The following is a 20859-nucleotide window of genomic DNA, read 5'->3' on the forward strand; positions in this document are numbered from 1 at the left end:
GGAGTTTAGGCACGATCTAAGAGTTGCGTTGTTGATTGCGAAAAATTTGCTGTTGCATGACCCGCACCGGCTGCGACATAAAGTCCTGCGGAGCCTTGCAAGGCGCGCGCGGGCAGCGCCAGAATGCTGCCTATCTGCCCCGCCGAAGTAAGGAAACCCAATGCCCGATCCTGTCGCTGCGCGCCTGCGTCTCGCGCCTGAAGCCCTGACCCGGCGTTTCTCCCCCGAGCAGTTTGCCTTTACCAATACCGACGATCTGGAGCCGTTTCGCGGAGTCCTGGGCCAGGAGCGTGCTGTCGAGGCCCTGCAGTTTGGCGTGGCCATGCCGCGCCCTGGTTACAACGTTTACGTGATGGGCGAGCCCGGCACCGGCCGCTTCTCGTTCGTCAAGCGCTACCTCAAGGCCGAGGGCAAGCGTCAGCAGACCCCGGCCGACTGGGTTTACGTCAACCACTTCGATGACACGCGCGAACCCCGCGCACTGGAATTGCCGTCCGGCACCGCCGGGGCGTTCATTGCCGACATGAACGGGCTGATCGACAACCTGTTGTCGACCTTCCCTGCGGTATTCGAGCACCCGTCCTACCAGCAGAAGAAAGGCGCCATCGACCGCGCCTTCAACCAGCGTTACGACCGCGCCCTGGATGTGATCGAGCGCGCCTCGCTGGAAAAGGACGTGGCCCTGTACCGTGACGCCAGCAACGTCGCCTTCACCCCGATGGCCGACGGCAAGGCGCTGGATGAAGCCGAATTCGCCCAGTTGCCGGAAGAGGTGCGCGAGCAGTTCCACGAGGATATCGCCCTGCTCGAGGAACGCCTGAACGAAGAGCTGGCCAGCCTGCCGCAATGGAAACGCGAGTCGAACAACCAGCTGCGCCAGCTCAACGAAGAAACCATCACCCTGGCCCTGCAGCCGTTGCTGGCGCCGCTGTCGGAGAAGTACGCCGAGAACGCTGCGGTCTGCGCCTACCTGCAGTCTGTGCAGCTGAACCTGCTGCGTACCGTGGTCGAGCAACTGGTCGATGACAGCAAGACCGACGCGGCCGCGCGCAAGCTGCTGGAAGAGCAGTACGCCCCAAGCCTGGTGGTCGGCCACCACGCCGATGGCGGTGCGCCGGTGGTGTTCGAGCCGCACCCGACCTACGACAACCTGTTTGGCCGTATCGAATACAGCACCGACCAGGGTGCGCTGTACACCTCTTACCGTCAGCTGCGCCCAGGCGCGCTACACCGCGCCAACGGCGGCTTCCTGATTCTGGAAGCCGAGAAGATGTTGGGCGAGCCGTTCGTCTGGGACGCGCTCAAGCGTGCGCTGCAGTCGCGCAAGTTGAAGATGGAGTCGCCACTGGGCGAGCTGGGGCGGGTGGCCACCGTTAGCCTGACGCCGCAGATGATCCCGCTGAACATCAAGCTGGTTATCATCGGTTCGCGCCAGCTTTACTACGCGCTGCAGGACCACGACCCGGACTTCCAGGAAATGTTCCGGGTGCTGGTGGACTTCGACGAAGACATGCCCATGGTCGACGAGAACCTGGAGCAGTTCGCCCAGCTGTTGCGCACCCGCACCAACGAAGAGGGCATGGCGCCACTGACCAGTGACGCGGTGGCGCGTCTGGCCACCTACAGCGCCCGCCTGGCAGAAAACCAGTCGCGCCTGTCGGCACGTATCGGCGACCTGTTCCAGCTGGTCAGCGAAGCCGATTTCATCCGCCAGCTGGCCAGTGACGAAATGACCGACGCCGGGCACATCGAGCGTGCGCTCAAGGCCAAGGCCACCCGCACCGGGCGTGTTTCGCAGCGGGTGCTGGACGACATGCTCGCCGGCATCATCCTGATCGACACCGAAGGCGCGGCCATCGGCAAGTGCAACGGCCTGACCGTGCTGGAAGTGGGTGATTCGGCGTTCGGTATGCCGGCGCGTATCTCCGCCACCGTGTACCCGGGCGGCAGCGGTATCGTCGACATCGAGCGTGAGGTAAACCTCGGGCAGCCGATCCACTCCAAGGGTGTGATGATCCTCACCGGCTACCTGGGCAGCCGCTATGCCCAGGAGTTCCCGCTGGCGATCTCGGCGAGTATCGCCCTGGAACAGTCCTACGGCTATGTGGACGGTGACAGTGCCTCGCTGGGCGAAGCCTGCACGCTGATCTCGGCCTTGTCGCGCACGCCGCTCAAGCAGTGCTTCGCCATTACCGGCTCGATCAACCAGTTTGGTGAAGTGCAGGCGGTGGGTGGGGTCAACGAGAAGATCGAAGGCTTCTTCCGCTTGTGCGAGGCGCGTGGCCTGACCGGCGAGCAGGGGGTGATCATCCCGCGTGCCAACGTTGCCACGCTGATGCTCGACGAGCGTGTGCTGCAGGCAGTGGAGAACGGCATGTTCCACGTGTACGCGGTCAGCCAGGCCGACGAGGCGTTGAGCCTGCTGGTAGGCGAGGAGGCCGGTGTGCTGGATGACAAGGGCCAGTTCACCGAAGGCAGCGTCAACGCGCGGGTGGTGGAGCGCCTGCGTGAGATTGCCGAGATGATCAGCGAGGAAGAAATCGAGAAGGCGGAGAAAGAGCGCCTGGAAGAGGTGATTGCCCAGGCCAAGCCAGCCTGAGTCAAGAAACCGGCGCTGGCGGCGATGTGCTACCGTTCAGCGCCGGTTTTCCATCTTTCTGTACCGTTCTTCTATGCTGGAACTTAAGGACGGTAACAGCGTTCAGGATGGAAACAGCCTGAGGTTCAGGCTGAACAAGGCTTTTTGGAGGGGGCGCGGCCATGCGCAATCTCAGCCTCACACGCCAGTGCCTGGGCCTGGTGACCCGCATCGAATGCAGCATCCGTCCGCTGGCCGGGGATAACGGCATGTGGACACTGCTGTTCGCCGCCGGCATGGCCGGTGAACAACCGTCCGCGATCAAGGCCCAAGGGCCGTTCCATGGGCCGCTGGTGGCCGAATCTGTGCTCAATGCCATTGTCGACAGCTTGACCTTGCATGGGTACCAGGTGGCCGAGGATCCGCAGATCTGGTGTTTGCATTTGCAGGCGCAGTTGCGGCGGATCAACGGTGAGCGGTGTCGGAATCTGGGGGATTACCAGTTTCATCCTGAGACCTGATTGATGCAGGGGGCCGCTTTGCGGCCCATCGCGACACAAGGCCGCTCCTACAAGGGACAGCAATCTCTTGTAGGAGCGGCCTTGTGTCGCGATGGGCTGCAAAGCAGCCCCGTTCACCGGGCTTTTGCTGTAACAGGTGGCTGGCTATACTCGCCGTCGCTTTTTTAGTCACCTGATGAGTCCCGACACTCCATGGAACGTATCCTCGAAAATGCGATGTATGCCTCGCGCTGGCTGCTCGCCCCCATCTACTTCGGCCTGTCCCTCGGCCTGCTGGCCCTGGCGCTGAAATTCTTCCAGGAAGTGGTCCACGTCCTGCCCAACGTCTTCGCCCTCAGCGAAGCCGACCTGATCCTGGTGATCCTGTCGCTGATCGACATGTCGCTGGTGGGCGGCCTGCTGGTGATGGTGATGATCTCCGGCTACGAGAACTTCGTCTCGCAACTGGACATCGACGAGAGCAAGGAAAAGCTCAACTGGCTGGGCAAGATGGACTCTTCGTCGCTGAAGATGAAGGTTGCCGCATCGATTGTGGCCATTTCGTCCATCCACCTGCTGCGGGTGTTCATGGACGCACAGAACATCTCCACCGATTACCTGATGTGGTACGTGATCATCCACATGACCTTCGTGGTCTCGGCATTCTGCATGGGTTATCTGGACAAGCTGACCAAGCACTGAACCTTTCAGGCCTCTTCGCAATCCCTGTGGGAGCGGGCAAGCCCGCGAAGAGGCCGACACGGCCCAACTGACGAGCGGCGTCAGTCATGCCTTGTGCATTCGCCCTTTCTGTACAAAAAATGAGCTCTCATGCGTGGTTCCCATCGCGAGGTGCTCTCATGAACCTGCATCAGCTCAACACCGAGGCCAGGGCTGGCCATGTCGACGAACTGAACCTGATCGCCATCGAAGGCGGTGACTACCTGCTCGAAGCGCGGATCAAAGGCCACCCCCATCCTCTCTCCGACACACGTGGTGAACGCTTGCGCGTGCATTCGGTGGAGGATGCACGCAAGTTGCTGCAAACCATCCCCATGGTCTCGATGAACCTGGTGCACTGGTCGGTGCAGGACGAAATGTGCGGCATGGGCACGCACCCGGAAGAAGACTTGAAGGTGCCGATTTCCCAGCGCTCGGCCTGGTAGCTGCTCGCAGCGCCCCAGTGTGCTAGGCTGCTCGCCCTTTTCATCAAGGGCGCGGCTTCACTGCGCCCTGCAGTGGAGCACGACAATGTCCGAACTCAACCTGTCCACCGACGAAACGCGCGTCAGCTACGGCATCGGCCGTCAGCTGGGCGGCCAGCTGCGCGACAACCCGCCACCGGGCGTCAGCCTGGAAGCCATCCTGGCTGGCCTGACCGATGCCTTCAACGGCGCCGACAGCCGCGTCAGCGAAGCCGACCTGTCGGCCAGCTTCAAGGTGATCCGCGAAGTGATGCAAGCCGAAGCAGCTGCCAAGGCTGAAGCCGCTGCTGCCGCTGGCAAGGCATTCCTGGTCGAGAACGCCAAGCGTGACGGCATCACCACCCTGGCTTCGGGCCTGCAGTTCGAAGTACTGACCGCAGGTGAAGGCGCCAAGCCGACCCGCGAAGACAATGTGCGCACCCACTACCACGGCACCCTGATCGACGGCACTGTGTTCGACAGCTCCTACGACCGTGGTCAGCCGGCTGAATTCCCGGTAGGTGGTGTGATCGCTGGCTGGACCGAAGCCCTGCAGCTGATGAACGCTGGCAGCAAATGGCGCCTGTACGTGCCGAGCGAGCTGGCCTACGGCGCCCAAGGCGTTGGCAGCATCCCGCCGCACAGCGTGCTGGTGTTCGACGTCGAGCTGCTCGACGTTCTGTAATGCCCTCGGGGCCGCTTTGCGGCCCATTCGCGGGCAAGCCCGCTCCCACAGGTACAGCGCAGGATTCAAATGCTGTGGAGTCCCTGTGGGAGCGGGTTCACCCGCGAAGAGGCCGGCCCTGCCAGCCTCAATTCCAGTCTGTCCCCCCGGGGCGCAACGCCCGCGCATAGCAGAACAGAAACAGATTCCGCACCAGCTCCTTGAGTACCCCCGGTTCACTCGAATTCAGCCCGCTCATGTCCAGGTCGCCCTGGTCACGCAGCTCGTCGAGCGCTTCTTCTTCAAGCACTGCGCACACTTCGCCGGTTTCCCGATGAAGAATGCGCAGGTAGGGGTGAGGGCGGTCCAGCCAGGCGTCGATCAGATAAGTCATGGCTATTCTCCTTGGATAGCAGTCCCAATGAGAATAATTCTTATTACCTGAATAGCAAGCGCCAATTGGCGGTTTTTTGGAAAATCAGACTTTGCGAACGAACTCGGACTTCAGCTTCATGGCGCCGATGCCGTCGATCTTGCAGTCGATGTCGTGGTCGCCGTCGCACAGGCGGATATTCTTGACCTTGGTGCCGACCTTGACCACGAGGGACGAGCCCTTGACCTTGAGGTCCTTGATCACGGTGACGGTGTCGCCATCCTGCAGGATGTTGCCGACCGAGTCCTTCTTCACCACCTCGTCGCTGGCCGCTTCGGCGTCGCCGCTGGCCGACCACTCGTGGGCGCATTCAGGACAGATCAGCTGAGTGCCATCCTCATAGGTGTATTCGGAGTTGCATTTCGGGCAGGGTGGCAGAGTGCTCACTTCGGTTCCTCAAACAAACAGACGGGCGGTTAAAAACCCGAATTGTATAAGGTATTTTTTCAGAAGTGATTATGTCCGGACAAAAGCATCGCGGGCAAGCCAGCTCATACAGGCGACGCAATCCTGTAGGAGCGGGCTTGCCCGCGAATGAAGACGACTCGGTCTATCAGTGAGTACGCGCGACAGCAAACTCGCTCAACTCGACCAGCGCATCACGATATTCGCTGGCCGGCAGCACTTCCAGGCACTGGATGGCACGCTTCACATAGTCACGCGCCAGCTCCGCCGTGTACTTCAGAGCACCCGACTCCTCGACTGCCACGCGAATCTGCTCCAGGTCTTCCAGGCCACCCTTCTGGATCGCCTGGCGCACCAGCGCAGCCTGTTCGGCGGTGCCTTCGCGCATGGTGTAGATCAGCGGCAGGGTAGGCTTGCCTTCGGCCAGGTCGTCACCGACGTTCTTGCCCAGGGTCTGCGAGTCGCCCTTGTAGTCCAGCAGGTCGTCGACCAGCTGGAACGCCACGCCCAGGTGGTCACCGAAGGTACGCAGGGCCTCGCGCTGTTCGTCGGTTGCTCCGGCCAGGGCGGCGGCGCTGTGGGTCGAAGCCTCGAACAGCATCGCGGTCTTGCCGCGGATGACCTCCATGTAGACTTCCTCGGTGGTACTGGCGTCGCGTACCCGCGACAGCTGCAGCACTTCACCTTCGGCAATCACGCGGGTGGCCTTGGACAGGATCTGCATGACCGGCATCGAGCCCAGTTCGACCATCATCTCGAACGAGCGCGAATAGAGGAAGTCGCCCACCAGCACGCTCGGCGCGTTGCCCCACAGGGCATTGGCGGTGGAGCGGCCACGGCGCATGCCGGACATGTCGACCACGTCGTCGTGCAGCAGGGTAGCGGTGTGCAGGAATTCGATGGTGGCAGCCAGCAGGCGCAGGTCGTCGCCTTCGCGGCCCAGGGCCTTGCCACACAGCAGCACCAGCAGGGGGCGCAGGCGCTTGCCACCGGCGGACGTGATATAGTCGCCGATCTTCGATACCAGCGGCACGCGCGAGGTCAGCTGCTTCTTGATGATCTCGTCGACGGCGCTGAAATCATCAGCCACCGCGCGGTAGAAGGATTGGGGTTGCATCGGCTGCTCCAGTGAGGTTGCGCGGCATGCTAGGTCGCGGGTCCCGGTGTGTCAAGGCGCGGTGCCAGCGCCCCGGGGGCGGCACTTGCAAGCAAAACCACGGTTGCGTACAATCGCGCACCCTAACTTCCTGGGCAGCACCTGCCTTACGCAATTGCGCCGGGCCGTTCCAGCCCTGTGCAGCCATGCCAGCCAATACTCATCATATAAAGCGCTGGGTGAGCAGGATTATCGGAGAAATACCATGTCTTACGCAGTAATCGTTACCGGCGGCAAGCAGTACAAAGTCGCTGAAGGTGAATTCCTCAAGATCGAAAAACTGGAAGTCGCCACTGGCGAATCCGTGACCTTCGATCGCGTCCTGCTGGTCGCCAACGGTGAAGAAGTCACCATCGGTGCTCCAGTTGTTGCTGGCGCTAAAGTAGTGGCCGAAGTCGTTTCGCAAGGCCGCCACGACAAGGTTCGCATCATCAAGTTCCGTCGTCGTAAGCACCACATGAAGCGTATGGGCCACCGCCAGTGGTTCACCGAGATCAAAATCACCGGTATCCAGGCTTAATCCCCTAGATCCCCTGAATTTATTTGGAGAATTGAACCATGGCTCACAAGAAGGCTGGTGGTAGTACTCGTAACGGTCGCGACTCAGAATCGAAACGCCTTGGCGTGAAGATGTATGGCGGCCAGGTTATCAAGCCAGGCAACATCATCGTCCGTCAGCGCGGCACCGAATTCCACGCTGGCTACGGTGTTGGCATGGGCAAGGATCACACCTTGTTCGCCAAGATCGAAGGCGTGATCAAGTTCGAGAAAAAAGGCGAGTTCATGCGCCGTTACGTGAGCATCGTCGCCGCTTAATCGCGACGTCGCTCCAGAAGCCCCGTCATGCGACGGGGCTTTTTCGTTTGTGGTGAGCCTCTTGCAAAGCTGTTTGTATGGGCTGCCGGCGTGGGTTTCTACGGTCGTACGGGGCCGCCGCGCTCATTTTTGCAAGAGCCTCAGGTTTTTCAGGTATTCAACTCGCCAGCAGGCGAGAGGCGGTTTTGAATGAAGTTTGTTGACGAAGTATCCATTCGGGTCAAGGCCGGTGACGGTGGCAACGGTTGCATGAGCTTCCGTCGCGAGAAATTCATCGAGAACGGTGGCCCCAACGGTGGTGACGGTGGCGACGGTGGTTCGGTGTACATGATCGCCGACGAAAACCTCAACACCCTGGTCGACTATCGCTACACCCGTCACCACGAGGCCCAGCGTGGCGCCAACGGCGGCAGCACCGACTGCACCGGCAAGAAAGGCGACGACCTGTACCTGCGTGTGCCGGTCGGCACTACCGTGATCGACGCCTCCACCCAGGAAGTGATCGGTGACCTGGTCACCCCGGGCCAGAAACTGATGGTCGCCCAAGGCGGCTGGCACGGCCTGGGCAACACCCGCTTCAAGTCCAGCACCAACCGTGCACCGCGCCAGACCACCCCGGGCAAGCCAGGTGACCAGCGTGACCTGAAGATGGAAATGAAAGTGCTGGCTGACGTCGGCCTGCTGGGCCTGCCGAATGCCGGCAAGAGCACCTTCATTCGCTCGGTTTCGGCCGCCAAGCCGAAAGTGGCCGACTACCCGTTCACCACCCTGGTGCCGAACCTGGGTGTGGTCAGCGTCGACCGCTGGAAGAGCTTCGTCATCGCCGACATTCCTGGCCTGATCGAAGGTGCTTCCGAGGGCGCCGGCCTGGGTATCCGCTTCCTCAAGCACCTGGCGCGTACCCGCGTACTGCTGCACCTGGTGGACATGGCGCCGCTGGACGGAAGCAGCCCAGCCGATGCCGCCGAAGTCATCGTCAACGAGCTGACCCGCTTCAGCCCGTCGCTGGCCGAGCGTGAGCGCTGGCTGGTGCTGAACAAGGCCGACATGGTCATGGACGACGAGCGCGACGAGCGGGTCAAGGAAGTGGTCGAGCGCCTGCAGTGGGAGGGCCCGGTCTACGTGATTTCGGCCATCTCCAAGCAGGGCACCGAAAAGCTCAGCCACGACCTGATGCGCTACCTCGAAGACCGCGCCGACCGCCTGGCCAACGACCCGGCCTACGCCGAAGAGCTGGCCGATCTCGACCAGCGCATCGAAGACGAAGCCCGTGCCCAGCTGCAGGCCCTGGACGACGCCCGTACCCTGCGCCGTACTGGTGTCAAGAGCGTGCACGACATCGGCGACGATGACGGTTGGGACGATGATTTCGAGGACGACGAAGACGGCCCGGAAATCATTTACGTGCGCGACTGACCGGTTGCAGTACACTAAACGCCGCTCTTTGGAGCGGCGTTTTTGTATCCACGGTATCTACAGATTCGACATAGGTTGGAAGAAGATGCGAAGCAAGGTGACGGGCGCCAAGCGCTGGGTCGTGAAGATTGGCAGTGCTCTGCTGACCGCCGATGGCAAAGGCCTCGATCGCGGTGCCATGGCCGTTTGGGTCGAGCAGATGGTCGCGCTGCGTGAGGCAGGCGTGGAGTTGGTACTGGTCTCCTCCGGGGCCGTGGCTGCCGGCATGAGCCAGCTGGGCTGGACGTCGCGACCGAGTGCGATGAACGAGCTGCAGGCGGCTGCCTCGATCGGCCAGATGCGTCTGGTGCAGGCCTGGGAGTCGAGCTTCGGCGAGCACGGCAAGCACACCGCGCAAATCCTGCTGACCCATGACGACCTGTCCGACCGCAAGCGCTACCTGAACGCCCGCAGCACCCTGCGCACGCTGGTCGACCTGGGCGTGGTGCCGGTGATCAACGAAAACGATACCGTGGTCACCGATGAGATCCGCTTCGGCGACAACGACACCCTGGCGGCGTTGGTGGCCAACCTGGTCGAGGCTGACCTGCTGGTGATCCTCACCGACCGCGATGGCATGTTCGATGCCGACCCGCGCAACAACCCCGAAGCCCAGCTGATCTACGAGGCTCGCGCCGACGACCCGGCACTGGATGCCGTGGCCGGCGGTACCGGTGGCGCGCTGGGTCGTGGCGGCATGCAGACCAAGCTGCGCGCCGCGCGCCTGGCTGCCCGTTCCGGTGCCCACACCATCATCATCGGTGGCCGCATCGAGCGCGTGCTGGATCGCCTCAAGGCTGGCGAACGCCTGGGTACCTTGCTGTCGCCCGAGCGCGGCATGCTTGCCGCGCGCAAGCAGTGGCTGGCCGGCCACCTGCAGACCCGTGGCACCCTGGTGCTGGATGCCGGTGCCGTGCAGGCGCTGCGCCAGGCCAACAAGAGCCTGCTGCCGGTTGGCGTGAAGACCGTGCAGGGCAGCTTCCGTCGTGGCGAGATGGTGGTGTGCGTCGGCCCGGACGGCCTGGAAGTAGCCCGTGGGCTGGCCAACTACAGCGCCCTTGAGGCGCAGAAGATCATCGGCCAGCCATCCGATGCCATCGAAAGCCTGCTGGGCTACAGTGCAGAACCGGAGTTGGTGCACCGCGACAACCTGGTGCTGGTATGAGCGTGCTGAAGCGGGTAATCGGCGTGGCGGCATTGGTGCTGCCAATGCTGGCCGGGGCCGAGGAAATCGGCCAGGTATCCACCGTGTTTAAGTTCCTCGGGCCGAATGACCGCATTGTGGTCGAGGCGTTCGACGACCCCAAGGTCGAGGGCGTGACCTGCTACCTGTCGCGGGCCAAGACCGGCGGCGTGAAGGGTGGGCTGGGGCTGGCGGAGGACCGGGCGGAGGCATCGATTGCCTGTCGCCAGGTCGGGCCGATCAACTTCAAGGGTGAGCTGAAGGATGGCGAGGAAGTGTTCAAGGAACGCACCTCGCTGGTGTTCAAGACCATGCAGGTGGTGCGCTTCCTCGACAAGAAGCGCAATACGCTGGTGTACCTGGTGTACAGCGACCGCATGATCGAAGGCAGCCCGCAGAATGCGGTGACCGCGATTCCGATTCTGCCTTGGGCTCATTGATAGCCTGACAGATCGCCGGGAGGCCTTTGGCCTCCATCGCGACACAAGGCCGCTCCCACAAAGGTCCTGCGTACACCGGTCAATGTGGGAGCGGCCTTGTGTCGCGAAAGGGCCGCAAAGCGGCCCCACTACTCCGATATCAGGCCAACTCTTCGGCCTGATGATCCTCACGCACAACCGCCTTCACCTCATCCCGACGGCTGATGAACTTCCAGTCCGCCTCGTCGATGTAGATGCCATTCGGCCCACTGCCACCTTCCAGGTCGATCGCCACGCGCGCCGACACCTGCGGCTTCACGCTCGCCAGGATCGGCACGAAGCCGAGCTGCAGGCTGGTCTCCAGCAGTGCAGCCTGGTTGCGTTCGTCGATGTCCGCCGCTTCGTCCAGGTAGTACGGCAGGCGGATACGCCCGGCCAGGTCGCGGTCCATCAGGTGCAGCAACAGGTACATGTTGGTCAGCGCCTTGATGGTCATGGTGGTGCCGTTGGATGCCGCGCCGTCGATGTCGGCATGGATCACCGGCTGGCCGTTGACCTTGGTGATCTCGAACGCCAGCTCGAACAGGTCCTTCAGGCCCAGCTGGTTGTGGTTGGCTGCCACCAGCCGTGCCAGGTATTCCTTGGCCTCTTCGTTCTTGTTGTCCTGCTCGGCGCTCTGGGTCAGGTCGAATACCGACAGGGTTTCGCCTTCTTCGTACTGACCGGCGCTGTGGATGATCTGGTCGATGTGCTTGAGCGCTTCCTTGTTCGGCGCCAGCACCACGCGGAAGCTCTCCAGGTTGGATACCTGGCGCTTGTTGATCTCGCGGTTGAACAGCGCCAACTGGTGCTCGAGGCTGTCGTAGTCGCTGCGGATGTTGCGCAGGGTTCGGGCGATGTCGGTGACCGCCGCGCGGCGTGCCTTGGCCAAGGTCAGGGCTTCGTCGGTGCGGTGCGCGTAGGCATTCACCAGCAGCTGCAGGCGGCGCTCCATGTCGTCTTCACTGTCGAACTTGGCTACGCCTTTCAGGCGCACCTGGGCGTACAGCGCCTCGATCTGGTTGTCGACCCGTTGCAGGCTCTGCCAGCTGTCCTGGTAGTCGTTGAGCAGTGGCAGCAGGTTGTCCATCGAGTCGTCGATGGCTTGCATGTACGGCGTGCCGTAGGGCAGGTCGGCCGGCAGCAGCTGGCGACGGCGTAGGGCGTCTTCCAGGGTGCGCTGCTTGGCCTCGAGGTCGCCGATCTGCCGGCCGACCAGCTGCAGCTTGGCCGACAGCTGCTGGACACGTTCAGTGAAGGCGTCGCTGGAGCGTTTGAGTTCGTCCTGGGCGGCTTCGAGCTGCGACAGCTGTTCCAGCTTCTCGGGCTCTTCGGCGGCCAGGGTTTCGCTGCGGCGGAAGTCTTCCAGCGCTTTTTGCGCGTCCAGTACTTCCTGGTACAGGGCCTCGGTCTGCGCCTTGGAGGCGGAGCGGTCGGCGGCCACGGCTTGCTGGGTCTTGAGCTGCTTCAGCTCTTTTTCCAGGCGCTCTTTCTGGTCACGCAGGGCGGCACGGTCGGCCAGGGCCTGCAGTGCCGGTGGGTCGATGTGCGACAGGTCGATGGACAGGCCCGGGGCTTCGAAGCGTTCGCCCTTGAAGCCGTCGAGCACCGCTTCCAGCGATTTTACCCACAGGTCGCTGTCGTCCAGTTCGATACCGCGGTCACCCAGCGGCAGGCTGAACAGCGCGCCATTGAACAGGCGCATCAGGCGGTCGACGTCCTGCTGCGAGAACTCTTCGCGCAGGCGGGCGTAGCTGTTGTTGTCGGCGTGGTCGAGCTGTTGCTTGACCTGCTTCAGGCGCTTTTCCAGGTCGCGGACGCGTTCGTCCAGGTCTTCGGCGCTGAACTGCCGCGACTGGGCCAGGGCGCCGGCCAGTTCGTCGTGGGCGTCCTTGGCCGCCAGCAGTTGCTGCTCCAGCACCTTGACGTCATCGACCAGGGCGAAGCGATGTTTGAGCACCGACAGTTCGCCCAGCCAGCGCTGGATACCGGTGATTTCACGCTCCAGGCGCATCAGTTCCTGAGTACCGCCGCGCTGGTCGTTCTGCAGGCGGTCCTGCTCGCCACGGTAGTGCTCGGCCTGGATCACCAGCTCTTCCTTGCGCGCCATGGCGTATTCCTGCCAGGTGCCCAGCAGGGTGTCGAGCACTGGTGAAATGCGGTGCAGTTTGCCGCGCAGGATGTCGCGCTGGGCCACTCCACCGGCCAGGGCCTCGACCAGCGGGCCGGCGGCGACCAGGGCGTTGTAGTCCTGTTCCATGCGGCGCACGTCGCGGAAGGCTTCCTCGCATGCGGCGATGTAGTCGACGCTACCGGAGCGCAGGCTGTGCTCGAAAGCGTCGAGGAACAGCTGCTTGAGCTTGGCGGCGGTGATTTCGCGCATGTGCAGCAGGTTGATGAACAGCGCGCGGAAGGTTTTCAGGCTTTGCTCGCTGGTCGAGCGCAGCGGGATCATGGTCAGGTCCAGCGGCACCGAGGTGTGGCCACCGACCAGCAGACGACGCAGTTCGTCCGGCTTCAGCTCGTAGGCCTTGATCCCCAGGCGCTCGAGGTTGGTGAACAGCTCTTTCTGGCGCAGGCAGGTGTCGTTCTTCTGGTAGTGGGCCAGGTCCAGTTCGCCCTTGTAGGCAAAGAACTGGTGACCGAAACCGCCGCCCGGGCCGCGGCCGACGACGCCGATGACGTGCGGGCCGTGGGGCAGGCTCAGTTCGCAGAGAATGTACGAGGTATCGCTGGCGAAGTAGAAGCGGCGCGACTGCTCGAGGCTGTACTTGCCGAAGCTCATGTCCGACATGCGCGCCAGGATCGGGAACTGCAGGGCGTTGATCGACGCCGATTTACCCAGGTTGTTGGCACCGTATACCGACAGTGGGTGCTCCAGCGGGAACAGGCCAAGGCTGTAGCCGGCGGTGTTGAGCAGTGCGAAGCGGCGGATGCCGTAGCGTTCCTGGCTCATGCGTCAATCTCCTGTTGCTCTTCGCGGATGGCCCGGGCCAGGGCTTCCTCTTCGCTTTCCTCGCCCTCGAAGGGGCTGAGGTCGAGCGGGTCGTCGGTGCGGTTGAGTTCTTCGGGGCTTTCTTCCTCGACCAGTACCGGGGTCGGCAGCGGCAGGTCGCTGTGCAGGGTGGCCGCCAGGTCGCGGTCCTGCTGCACGGCCAGGCACACGTCGAGGAAGCGATGCATCGGCGGCAGGAAGCGGTAGATGCCGCCTTCCTCGAAAGCGAAGCCGAGCTGGGTCATGCGGCGCAGGATTTTTTCTTCCAGCTCGTCCACGGTCTGCACTTCGGCCTGCAGGAACAGGTCGCGGTACTTGTCCAGCAGCGAGGGCAGTTCGTCACGGCCGATGCTGCCGCCATCGAGCACGGCCATCGGGTCGCGGCCCTGGTCGGCCAGGTGTTCGACCAGGATGAAGGTGAACAGCGACAGGCGCTGCGCGGTCTTGTTGACCTGCGCGGCGGTCATGTCCGGCACGAAGTAGTAGAAGCCACGGGTGTCGCACACCAGTTCGAAGCCCAGGGCCTTGAACAGGGTGCGGTACTGGTCCTGGAAGTTCGACAGCTGGGCGTACAGCTCGGGGTCGCGGCGGCTGACGTGGAAGCCTTTGAACAGCTCGCGGAAGATCGGCGCGAGCTGGGACAGTTCGGAAAGATCAAGATGCATGGGCTGGGCTCGCGTTGGATTCGGTAGGCGCGCTGGCGGCGTCTTCGCGGCTGGAGGTCAGGGCGAACGAGCGCAGGCTGACCAGGTGTTCCTGGGTGATGTACTCGCGGCGGTCGAGGCGTTCGCGCTTGAAGCGCTTTTCCCGCGACAGGCGCGAGAACCAGTACAGCAGCTCGTCGGTGGCGCCTTCGGGTTCCTGCTCCAGCAGCCAGACCATCAGGTCGGGCAGCGGCAGGGCCTGTTCGCAGCGTTCGGCCATTTCCTTGACCGTGCGCGGTGCACGGGGCAGGGCGCCGGACTGGGTCTTGTGGGCCTTGGGGAAGCGCGCCGGCTTGGGCTCGAAGCGGGCCAGGGCGTAGACATAGGCCTCGACCTGGCTGGCGCTGCCGAGGAAAGTGCTTTGCGGGCGGGTGAACATCGGCATGGCCGCTTGCGGTACGGCGTCGATGCCCTTGCGCCGGATCACCGACAGGGCCAGTGCGGCGCCACGGGTCACGGCGTTGTGCCGGCGGGCTTCTTCACGCAGCGGCAGCAGCAGTTCGCGGGCGTGGCGCAGGGTCAGCTGGGCGCTGGTCTGCATTTCCAGGATGCGCGCGTGGGTGCGCAGCAGCATGTCGTCGTCGACCAGGTGGCCCAGGCGCGCCTGTTCACCCAGCAGCTTCAGCAGCACGGTCTCGACCTTGCGCACGCCCTGTTCGAAGGCGCCGTCGGCGTTGACTAGCTGGATCATCGGCTCGACATACTCGTCCCAGGTCGCCAGTACTTCGGCATAGCGCTGGCGCAGCGGGATCTGGCGGTTGCTGGTCTTGGCCCGCTCGGCCACGGCCACCAGTGCCTGTTCGTCGTTGTCGAGCTTCTTCAGTACATCGCGCACGCGCATGTCGAGCAGGCGCAGCTGGCGCGCCAGGTCGTCGCTGTCGCGGTTGTCGAAGGCGTCCTGGATATGCCCGGCCAGGCGCTCCAGGTGGCGCAGGTAGGCTTCGATCTCCAGGCACAGGCCCAGCCGGTGTTCGCGGCGCAGGTAGGCGAGGAAGTCGTGGATCTGCGCGTTGAGCTCGAAACGGTTCGGGCTCTTGGCCACCGGGACCAGGATATCCAGGCGGATCCACACGTCGAGCAGCTGGGTGATGTCCTGCGGGGTGCTCTCGACCTGCTGGCGGGCCACATGCTGACGCAATTCGACCAGGCTCAGGGTGCCCTGGTCGAAACGCTCGCACAGCGGCTCGATCAGGGCCCAGTGTTCGGCTAGGGCGCGCAGGACGCGCTTGGGTTCGATCATTGGCTTCGACTCGTTGCCAAGAAAAAGGGGGCGATTGTACTGCATCCGGGGGGGAGGTTTTCACCCCTTGGTCTGTAATGAGAGATAACCTTTGTCGTTGTGCGGGATTCACTGGCCCTTTCGCGGGTGAACCCGCTCCCACAGGGCCTTGCGCAGTACCGGTGGGAGCGGGTTCACCCGCGAAAGGGCCGGTACAGGCAATAAAAATCCGCCGACCAGTTGCGGCACTCGAATGCCAACGGCGTTAGAATGGCCCTTTGTCTTCACCCCTCGGAACCCCGTCCCTTGCTCACCGAACCCCGTCGCCGCGCCTACCTTTCCGCCATGCAAGTGGTGCACTGGCTGCCGCGCGCCGAACTGCCGTTCGCCGCACCGTCGCGGCCCGAGCTGCTGCTGCCGGTGGCGCCGGTCGAGGATCTCGACTTCGACGTCAGGCCGCCACCGGCTGCCAACGAGGCGCCAGTCACCCCACAGGCCCGCTCCGGCGAGCGGCCGAAAATCGAGATTCCGCGCCCGGGCAGTGCGCCCAAGCCGGCCGCCAAGCCTGTCGAGGCCGAGGAGCAAGCCACGCCACCGCGCCCGGCCATGGTGCCACCCCCGCGCTTCTCGCTGCAGCTGCTGCGAGCCGGCAGCTGCCTGCTACTGGTGGAGTTGGCCACCGGCCAGCCGTTCCAGAGCCGCGACCCGTCGTACCTGCTGCTCAAGGACATGCTGCGCGCCGCCGGCCTGCCCGACGCACCGCAGATCATCGGCGAGCCGGTGCGCTGGCCGCTGCTGGTGCGCGGCAACATGGACCAGGGCCCGGAGGCGGCGCGCGATTTTGTCCAGGGCTTTGTCCAGGCGCGCTTGGAGGACGCCCCGTGCACCTGCCTGTGGCTGGTCGGCCTGCCGGCGCTGCGCTTTGCCGCCAATGTCGACGGCGAAGCCTATTACCAAACCCTGAAGCTCGAGGGCCTGGGCGAAGCCTGGGCCTTGCCGGGCCTTGAACTGTTGATGGACGAGCCGCAGCGCAAGGCGGACGTCTGGAAAGCCATGCGCCAGCTGATGGCGCGCTGGAAGAGCGTTGAATGAGTGACTCGATCAGCTTCCGCCGGATGACCGAGGCGGATCTGGATGCCGTACTTAAGATCGAATATGCCGCGTTCAGTCATCCCTGGACTCGAGGGATCTTTCAGGATGCGCTCAAATCGTATGAAGTCTGGCTGATGTTCGACGGCCAGCAGCAGGTGGGCCATGGCGTGATCAACGTGATCATCGACGAGGCCCACCTGCTCAACATCACCGTCAAGCCGGAAAACCAGGGCCGCGGCCTGGGCCTGCGGCTGCTCGAGCATCTGATGGCCCGGGCCTACCAGCTCAATGGCCGCGAGTGCTTCCTGGAGGTGCGTGCCAGCAACCAGTCGGCCTATCGTTTGTACGAACGCTTTGGTTTCAACGAAATCGGCCGCCGCCGCGACTATTACCCGGTTGCCGGCGGCCGTGAAGACGCCTTGGTGATGGCCTGCACCCTGCTCGAAGATTGAGCAGGGCGGGCTTCAATCACAGGTCCTGTGGCTGAGCCTCCATCGGCTTGGCCAGGTCGCGCAGGCTTCTGGTCACGCTGCCGGTATTGCATTTTGCCGCCGCCTGCTCCGGCGTGTACTTGCGAATGGTGCGGAAGAACAGCTCGCAGGTTTGTTTCTTCTGTGTAACCTGCCACTTGGTCGAGCAGGCATCCAGCGTCAGCTTGGCATCGGCCCGTTGATTGCGCCCCATCCCTGCCTGCCAGCAGGCTGCCGTCAGGTCCTGCCCCATCATTTTCAAGCCGGCAGCATCAGCTGCATCCTGGTCGCCGCCGTGGCTGTCCTTGTTTGCCGCATACCAGATGGCACTAGGGTGGTTGGCACCCAGTACCGGTACCTTGGCACCTGCCTGCGGGCTGATGCTGACCAGGCCCAGCACATTCACCTGCGGCCCGTACTGCTGCTGGATCCAGCTGCGTACCGGCGCGCCGAATGCCACCATCGGCAGAGGCCTGGCGGGGTTTTGCAGGGTCATCTCGCTGACCATGCGCACCTGGTAGTCCTTGAAGTAGCTGTAGGTTTCCTTCAGCGTTTCACCCGCGCTGGCGGGCGCGGCGATGGGAGCGATATCGATGATGGTCTGGTAGGCCGGGGTCTGGCTGGCGTCGACGCCATTGAATGTCAACAGCTCGGCCCAGCGGTCGGTGGTGTTGGAGCGCAGGTAGTCCTGGGCCTGGGTCAGCGAGTAGTCCGGCGGGAAGTGCAGCAGTTCGATGCTGCGGCGGTTCTGCAGGGCCATGCCCAGCGGCAGGAACAGATACCAGTCGTAGGACCATTTGCCGTCCTCGTTCAGCCGGGTGGCCGCCTGATAGGCCAGTTCACCGCTGTCGAGCAGCTTGCGCAGGGGTTTTGCATAGTTGGCGGGTACGCCACTGATGGTTGCGTGCAGGCGATCGTTGTCGCGGCTTACATGCACCTGGGCCGCGGCATGGCCGTCGCGGCGTACGCTCTGAGTCAGATAGTGTTCTACGGTTTGCTCCAGGGTCCAGTCGCGATAACAGATCACGTGACAGTTGTTGGGGAAGGCGAAAAGGCGGGTGACGCGCTGGGCGTCGCCCAGGTCGATTCGCGCATCGGCGGCTGCAAGGCCGCTGAAGGCCAGGGCGGCAAGGCTCGGTAGTGCCATCTTGTGCATGCTTAACTCCTTGTTGGGCGCAGCCGTATTCGGCAGCGTGGCACATACTGTGGCAAGGGGAGCAGGGATGAAAAGGGCTGGATGGCTGCCGCTGGTGCTGGGCATGTTGGGTGCAGGAGCGCAGGCCGATGAGCGTGATATCTGGTTGTTCGCGCAATGGGCCGGGGACCATCAGACACGGCCATTTCGCGAGATGCTTGTGGATGCCCGTCTTTATGGCGTGGTGCCGATCCATCAGCTGTTGCGTTCGGCTTCGGACTGGAAGCAGTGCCACGCGTCCCCCTTCGCCGTGCCGCCCGCCAGCAACTGGCCGGCAGTGCGCTCGACGCTCTCGCTGATAAAGACGCTTCACGACCAGGGCATCCTGCGTCAGTTCGAGGTGGTTTCAGCCTATCGAGCCCCGCGCCTGAATGCCTGCGCCGGCGGGGCGGCCAACAGCGCCCATACCCGGGCGTTCGCTGTCGATATCCTGCTGCCCGAGTGGGCGGACCCCAACCCGCTGTGCCGGTTCTGGCAGCAATACGGCCAGGCCTGGAACATGGGCCTGGGGCGCTACCCCTCCGGGCGTATTCATGTGGATACCGCGGGTTACCGTACCTGGGGTGGTGACGGCCGTGCGGGTTCGTCGTTCTGTATCAAGCCCAGATGAGCCAGGCAGCTCCTGCATTCGCCCATCACCCACGTGGCGAAGCGCTGGCGCTTGCCGTCGTCTTCCAGCGGCAAAGGGCTGAGCAGGTGGTAGGCCGAGCCGTCACGCACGAAGCCGAACGGTGCCTGCAACTGCCCATTGTCGAGTTCGTCGCGCACCATGAGGGCTGAGGCCATGGCCAGGCCCAGGCCGGCGCTGGCGGCCTGAATCGACAGGTAGAAGTGCTGGTAGTCACTGCGCTCGGTGTGCCGGACCTGTTCGCCGCTCAGGCGCAGCCAGTTGGGCCAGGCGCCGGGGCGGGTGGCGCTGTGCAGCAGGCGCTGGCCTTCGAGTTGGAGGGGGGCGGTGGGGTGGCAGACCGGGCCGATCCATTCGTCGCAGATCTTCTGGTTGTACAGCTGTTTGTCCCAGTGGAAGTCATCGCGGCGAATTGCCAGGTCGATACCGCTACGTGCGAAATCCAATGGCCCGCCAGCGGCCACCAGGTGCAACTGCAGGTCGGGATGGGCGGCGTGTAAGCGGGGCAGGCGCGGGATCAGCCAGCGCATGGCGATGGTCGGCTCGCACGACAGCACCAGTACGTTGTCGCGGGCCTGTTGTTGCAAACGCTGCACGGCGCCTTCGAGCTGCTCGAAGATCGCCTGGGTAGTGCCCTGCAAGGCACGGCCGGCAGGGGTGAGGAAAATGGCCCGGTTGCGGCGCTCGAACAACTCCACACCAAGGCTTTCTTCAAGCAGACGCACCTGGCGGCTGACGGCGCCATGGGTGACATGCAGGTGCTCGGCGGCGCGCACGAAGCTCTCGGTCTGGGCGGCTATGTCGAAGTAGCGGAAGGCGTTGAGTGGCGGCAGTTTCATGGCATTCCTGTTTGTCTGTGCCGACCTCTCGCGGGTAACCCGCTCCCACAGGTGATACGCCGCCCCTGTAGGAGCGGGTTTACCCGCGAAGAGGCCGACACAGGCTCTAGATATCTGTGAGGAAAGCTATCAGATTTGCTTCACTATAAATCGATTTTTCCTGGTCTATAAGCTCTCGATAATTACCCGGTCTGTGCATTTCCATCGTCTATCGAGAGCCACCAGCATGACCGAACTCATTGCCGTCGCCCTGTTCACCCTGCTCGCCGTCATCAGCCCCGGTGCCGACTTCGCCATGGTCACCCGCAGCAGTTATGCACAAGGCCGCAAGGCCGGGCTGGCTGCCGCCGTGGGCATTGCCCTGGGAGTGCAGGTGCACGTCCTGTACACGGTGCTGGGCATCGCGGTGATCATCAGCCAGAGCCCGACCCTGTTCCTGGGCATGAAAGTGCTGGGCGCGGGTTACCTGGTCTACCTGGGTTTCCAGTCGCTGACCAACACCCGGCGTATCAGCCTCGACGGGGTTGCCGCATCAGCCACCAGCGTAACGCAGGCCCTGCGCACGGGCTTTCTGACCAACGCCCTCAACCCCAAGACCATGCTGTTCGTGATCAGTGCCTTCACCCAGGTAGTGCAACCGGGCAGCTCGTTGGCGCTGGATTTTGCCTACGGCGCTTTCATGTCCATTGCTCACTGGGTGTGGTTCAGCCTGGTGGCGGTATTTTTCTCCAGTACGGCATTGCGCAAGGCGATGATCGAGCGGCAAAGGCTGGTGGACCGGGTAATCGGCCTGGCGCTGATCGGGTTGGGCCTGGCCGTGGCGGTGACCGGAATGCGTTGAGGTGGCAATTGCATGCCCTGTACGGGAAGGGTGCAGGCCTGTGG

At 63.4% G+C, this 20859-nt stretch carries 22 protein-coding genes; 14 read left to right on the forward strand and 8 right to left on the reverse strand.

Going from position 1 to position 20859, the window contains the following annotated elements:
* Positions 1-160: 160 nt before the first annotated feature.
* The 5 genes from NY023_RS03480 to NY023_RS03500 all read left to right on the forward strand — a co-directional run bounded on the left by NY023_RS03480 (position 161) and on the right by NY023_RS03500 (position 4947).
* Complete coding sequence (locus NY023_RS03480; RefSeq protein ID WP_013970817.1) at positions 161-2599, forward strand: Lon protease family protein; 2439 nt, start codon at positions 161-163, stop codon at positions 2597-2599.
* Positions 2600-2760: 161 nt separating this feature from the next.
* Positions 2761-3099, forward strand: coding sequence for a hypothetical protein (locus NY023_RS03485; RefSeq protein ID WP_003247487.1), 339 nt, complete (start codon positions 2761-2763; stop codon positions 3097-3099).
* 192 nt (positions 3100-3291) lie between these two features.
* Positions 3292-3780, forward strand: coding sequence for a TIGR00645 family protein (locus NY023_RS03490; protein WP_003247486.1), 489 nt, complete (start codon positions 3292-3294; stop codon positions 3778-3780).
* 158 nt (positions 3781-3938) lie between these two features.
* Positions 3939-4244 carry a DUF6482 family protein gene (locus NY023_RS03495; protein WP_013970818.1) on the forward strand — a complete coding sequence of 102 codons (306 nt, stop codon included), beginning with the start codon at positions 3939-3941 and terminating at the stop codon, positions 4242-4244.
* Between the two features lie 85 nt (positions 4245-4329).
* Positions 4330-4947, forward strand: coding sequence for an FKBP-type peptidyl-prolyl cis-trans isomerase (locus NY023_RS03500; RefSeq protein WP_003256315.1), 618 nt, complete (start codon positions 4330-4332; stop codon positions 4945-4947).
* 127 nt (positions 4948-5074) lie between these two features.
* On the opposite strand, the gene NY023_RS03505 is transcribed toward NY023_RS03500, so the two are convergent.
* From NY023_RS03505 to NY023_RS03515, 3 genes are all read right to left on the reverse strand, one after another.
* Complete coding sequence (locus NY023_RS03505) at positions 5075-5320, reverse strand: hypothetical protein (RefSeq protein WP_003256316.1); 246 nt, start codon at positions 5318-5320, stop codon at positions 5075-5077.
* A gap of 84 nt (positions 5321-5404) precedes the next feature.
* Positions 5405-5746 carry a zinc ribbon domain-containing protein YjdM gene (locus tag NY023_RS03510; RefSeq protein ID WP_009686103.1) on the reverse strand — a complete coding sequence of 114 codons (342 nt, stop codon included), beginning with the start codon at positions 5744-5746 and terminating at the stop codon, positions 5405-5407.
* A 166-nt stretch (positions 5747-5912) separates the two neighbouring features.
* The gene (locus NY023_RS03515) at positions 5913-6881 is read right to left on the reverse strand and encodes a polyprenyl synthetase family protein (RefSeq protein WP_013970819.1); all 969 of its coding nucleotides are present in this window, start codon (positions 6879-6881) and stop codon (positions 5913-5915) included.
* A 244-nt stretch (positions 6882-7125) separates the two neighbouring features.
* On the opposite strand from NY023_RS03515, the gene rplU reads away from it, so the two are divergent.
* The 5 genes from rplU to NY023_RS03540 all read left to right on the forward strand — a co-directional run bounded on the left by rplU (position 7126) and on the right by NY023_RS03540 (position 10814).
* Positions 7126-7440 (forward strand): 50S ribosomal protein L21, encoded by a 315-nt coding sequence (gene rplU / locus NY023_RS03520; RefSeq protein ID WP_003247466.1) that lies wholly within the window; start codon positions 7126-7128, stop codon positions 7438-7440.
* 38 nt (positions 7441-7478) lie between these two features.
* The gene (gene rpmA / locus NY023_RS03525) at positions 7479-7736 is read left to right on the forward strand and encodes a 50S ribosomal protein L27 (RefSeq protein WP_003247464.1); all 258 of its coding nucleotides are present in this window, start codon (positions 7479-7481) and stop codon (positions 7734-7736) included.
* A gap of 189 nt (positions 7737-7925) precedes the next feature.
* A complete protein-coding gene (gene cgtA, locus NY023_RS03530; RefSeq protein ID WP_013970821.1) occupies positions 7926-9152 on the forward strand; it encodes an Obg family GTPase CgtA in 1227 nt (408 codons plus the stop codon).
* Positions 9153-9237: 85 nt separating this feature from the next.
* A complete protein-coding gene (proB, locus tag NY023_RS03535; protein WP_015268899.1) occupies positions 9238-10356 on the forward strand; it encodes a glutamate 5-kinase in 1119 nt (372 codons plus the stop codon).
* Positions 10353-10814, forward strand: a complete 462-nt coding sequence (locus NY023_RS03540) for a CreA family protein (RefSeq protein WP_003256322.1) — start codon at positions 10353-10355, stop codon at positions 10812-10814. Before proB ends, NY023_RS03540 begins: the two co-directional genes overlap by 4 nt.
* A 139-nt stretch (positions 10815-10953) precedes the next feature.
* Here NY023_RS03540 and mksF read toward each other — a convergent pair whose 3' ends face one another.
* From mksF to mksB, 3 genes are read right to left on the reverse strand one after another with little or no spacing between them, the layout of a single operon-like run.
* Positions 10954-13788, reverse strand: a complete 2835-nt coding sequence (mksF, locus tag NY023_RS03545; RefSeq protein ID WP_013970823.1) for an Mks condensin complex protein MksF — start codon at positions 13786-13788, stop codon at positions 10954-10956.
* Positions 13785-14492 carry an Mks condensin complex protein MksE gene (gene mksE, locus NY023_RS03550; RefSeq protein ID WP_013970824.1) on the reverse strand — a complete coding sequence of 236 codons (708 nt, stop codon included), beginning with the start codon at positions 14490-14492 and terminating at the stop codon, positions 13785-13787. The genes mksF and mksE overlap by 4 nt, the downstream gene beginning before the upstream one ends.
* Positions 14482-15771: an Mks condensin complex protein MksB gene (gene mksB / locus NY023_RS03555; protein ID WP_024086237.1), complete on the reverse strand. Its 1290-nt coding sequence runs from the start codon at positions 15769-15771 to the stop codon at positions 14482-14484. Before mksB ends, mksE begins: the two co-directional genes overlap by 11 nt.
* Positions 15772-16056: 285 nt before the next feature.
* On the opposite strand from mksB, the gene NY023_RS03560 reads away from it, so the two are divergent.
* On the forward strand, positions 16057-16842 hold the full coding sequence (locus NY023_RS03560) for a hypothetical protein (RefSeq protein WP_038408674.1): 786 nt from the start codon (positions 16057-16059) through the stop codon (positions 16840-16842).
* Positions 16839-17294 (forward strand): ribosomal protein S18-alanine N-acetyltransferase, encoded by a 456-nt coding sequence (gene rimI / locus NY023_RS03565; RefSeq protein ID WP_013970827.1) that lies wholly within the window; start codon positions 16839-16841, stop codon positions 17292-17294. The genes NY023_RS03560 and rimI overlap by 4 nt, the downstream gene beginning before the upstream one ends.
* Positions 17295-17310: 16 nt before the next feature.
* Here rimI and NY023_RS03570 read toward each other — a convergent pair whose 3' ends face one another.
* Positions 17311-18468 (reverse strand): hypothetical protein, encoded by a 1158-nt coding sequence (locus NY023_RS03570; protein ID WP_013970828.1) that lies wholly within the window; start codon positions 18466-18468, stop codon positions 17311-17313.
* 67 nt (positions 18469-18535) lie between these two features.
* Here NY023_RS03570 and NY023_RS03575 point away from each other — a divergent pair, with 67 nt between their 5' ends.
* Positions 18536-19117, forward strand: a complete 582-nt coding sequence (locus NY023_RS03575; protein ID WP_024086239.1) for a D-Ala-D-Ala carboxypeptidase family metallohydrolase — start codon at positions 18536-18538, stop codon at positions 19115-19117.
* Here NY023_RS03575 and NY023_RS03580 read toward each other — a convergent pair.
* Positions 19057-19974 carry a LysR substrate-binding domain-containing protein gene (locus NY023_RS03580; RefSeq protein WP_013970829.1) on the reverse strand — a complete coding sequence of 306 codons (918 nt, stop codon included), beginning with the start codon at positions 19972-19974 and terminating at the stop codon, positions 19057-19059. The two genes, NY023_RS03575 and NY023_RS03580, sit on opposite strands and share 61 nt — an antisense overlap.
* 226 nt (positions 19975-20200) lie before the next feature.
* Between NY023_RS03580 and NY023_RS03585 the strand changes: the two genes are divergently transcribed.
* Entirely contained in the window at positions 20201-20815 is a 615-nt protein-coding gene (locus NY023_RS03585; protein WP_024086240.1) for a LysE family translocator, read from the forward strand.
* Positions 20816-20859: the final 44 nt, after the last annotated feature.

The organism is Pseudomonas sp. NBB, from assembly GCF_032701105.1.
Classification (GTDB): Bacteria; Pseudomonadota; Gammaproteobacteria; order Pseudomonadales; family Pseudomonadaceae; genus Aquipseudomonas; species Aquipseudomonas asiatica.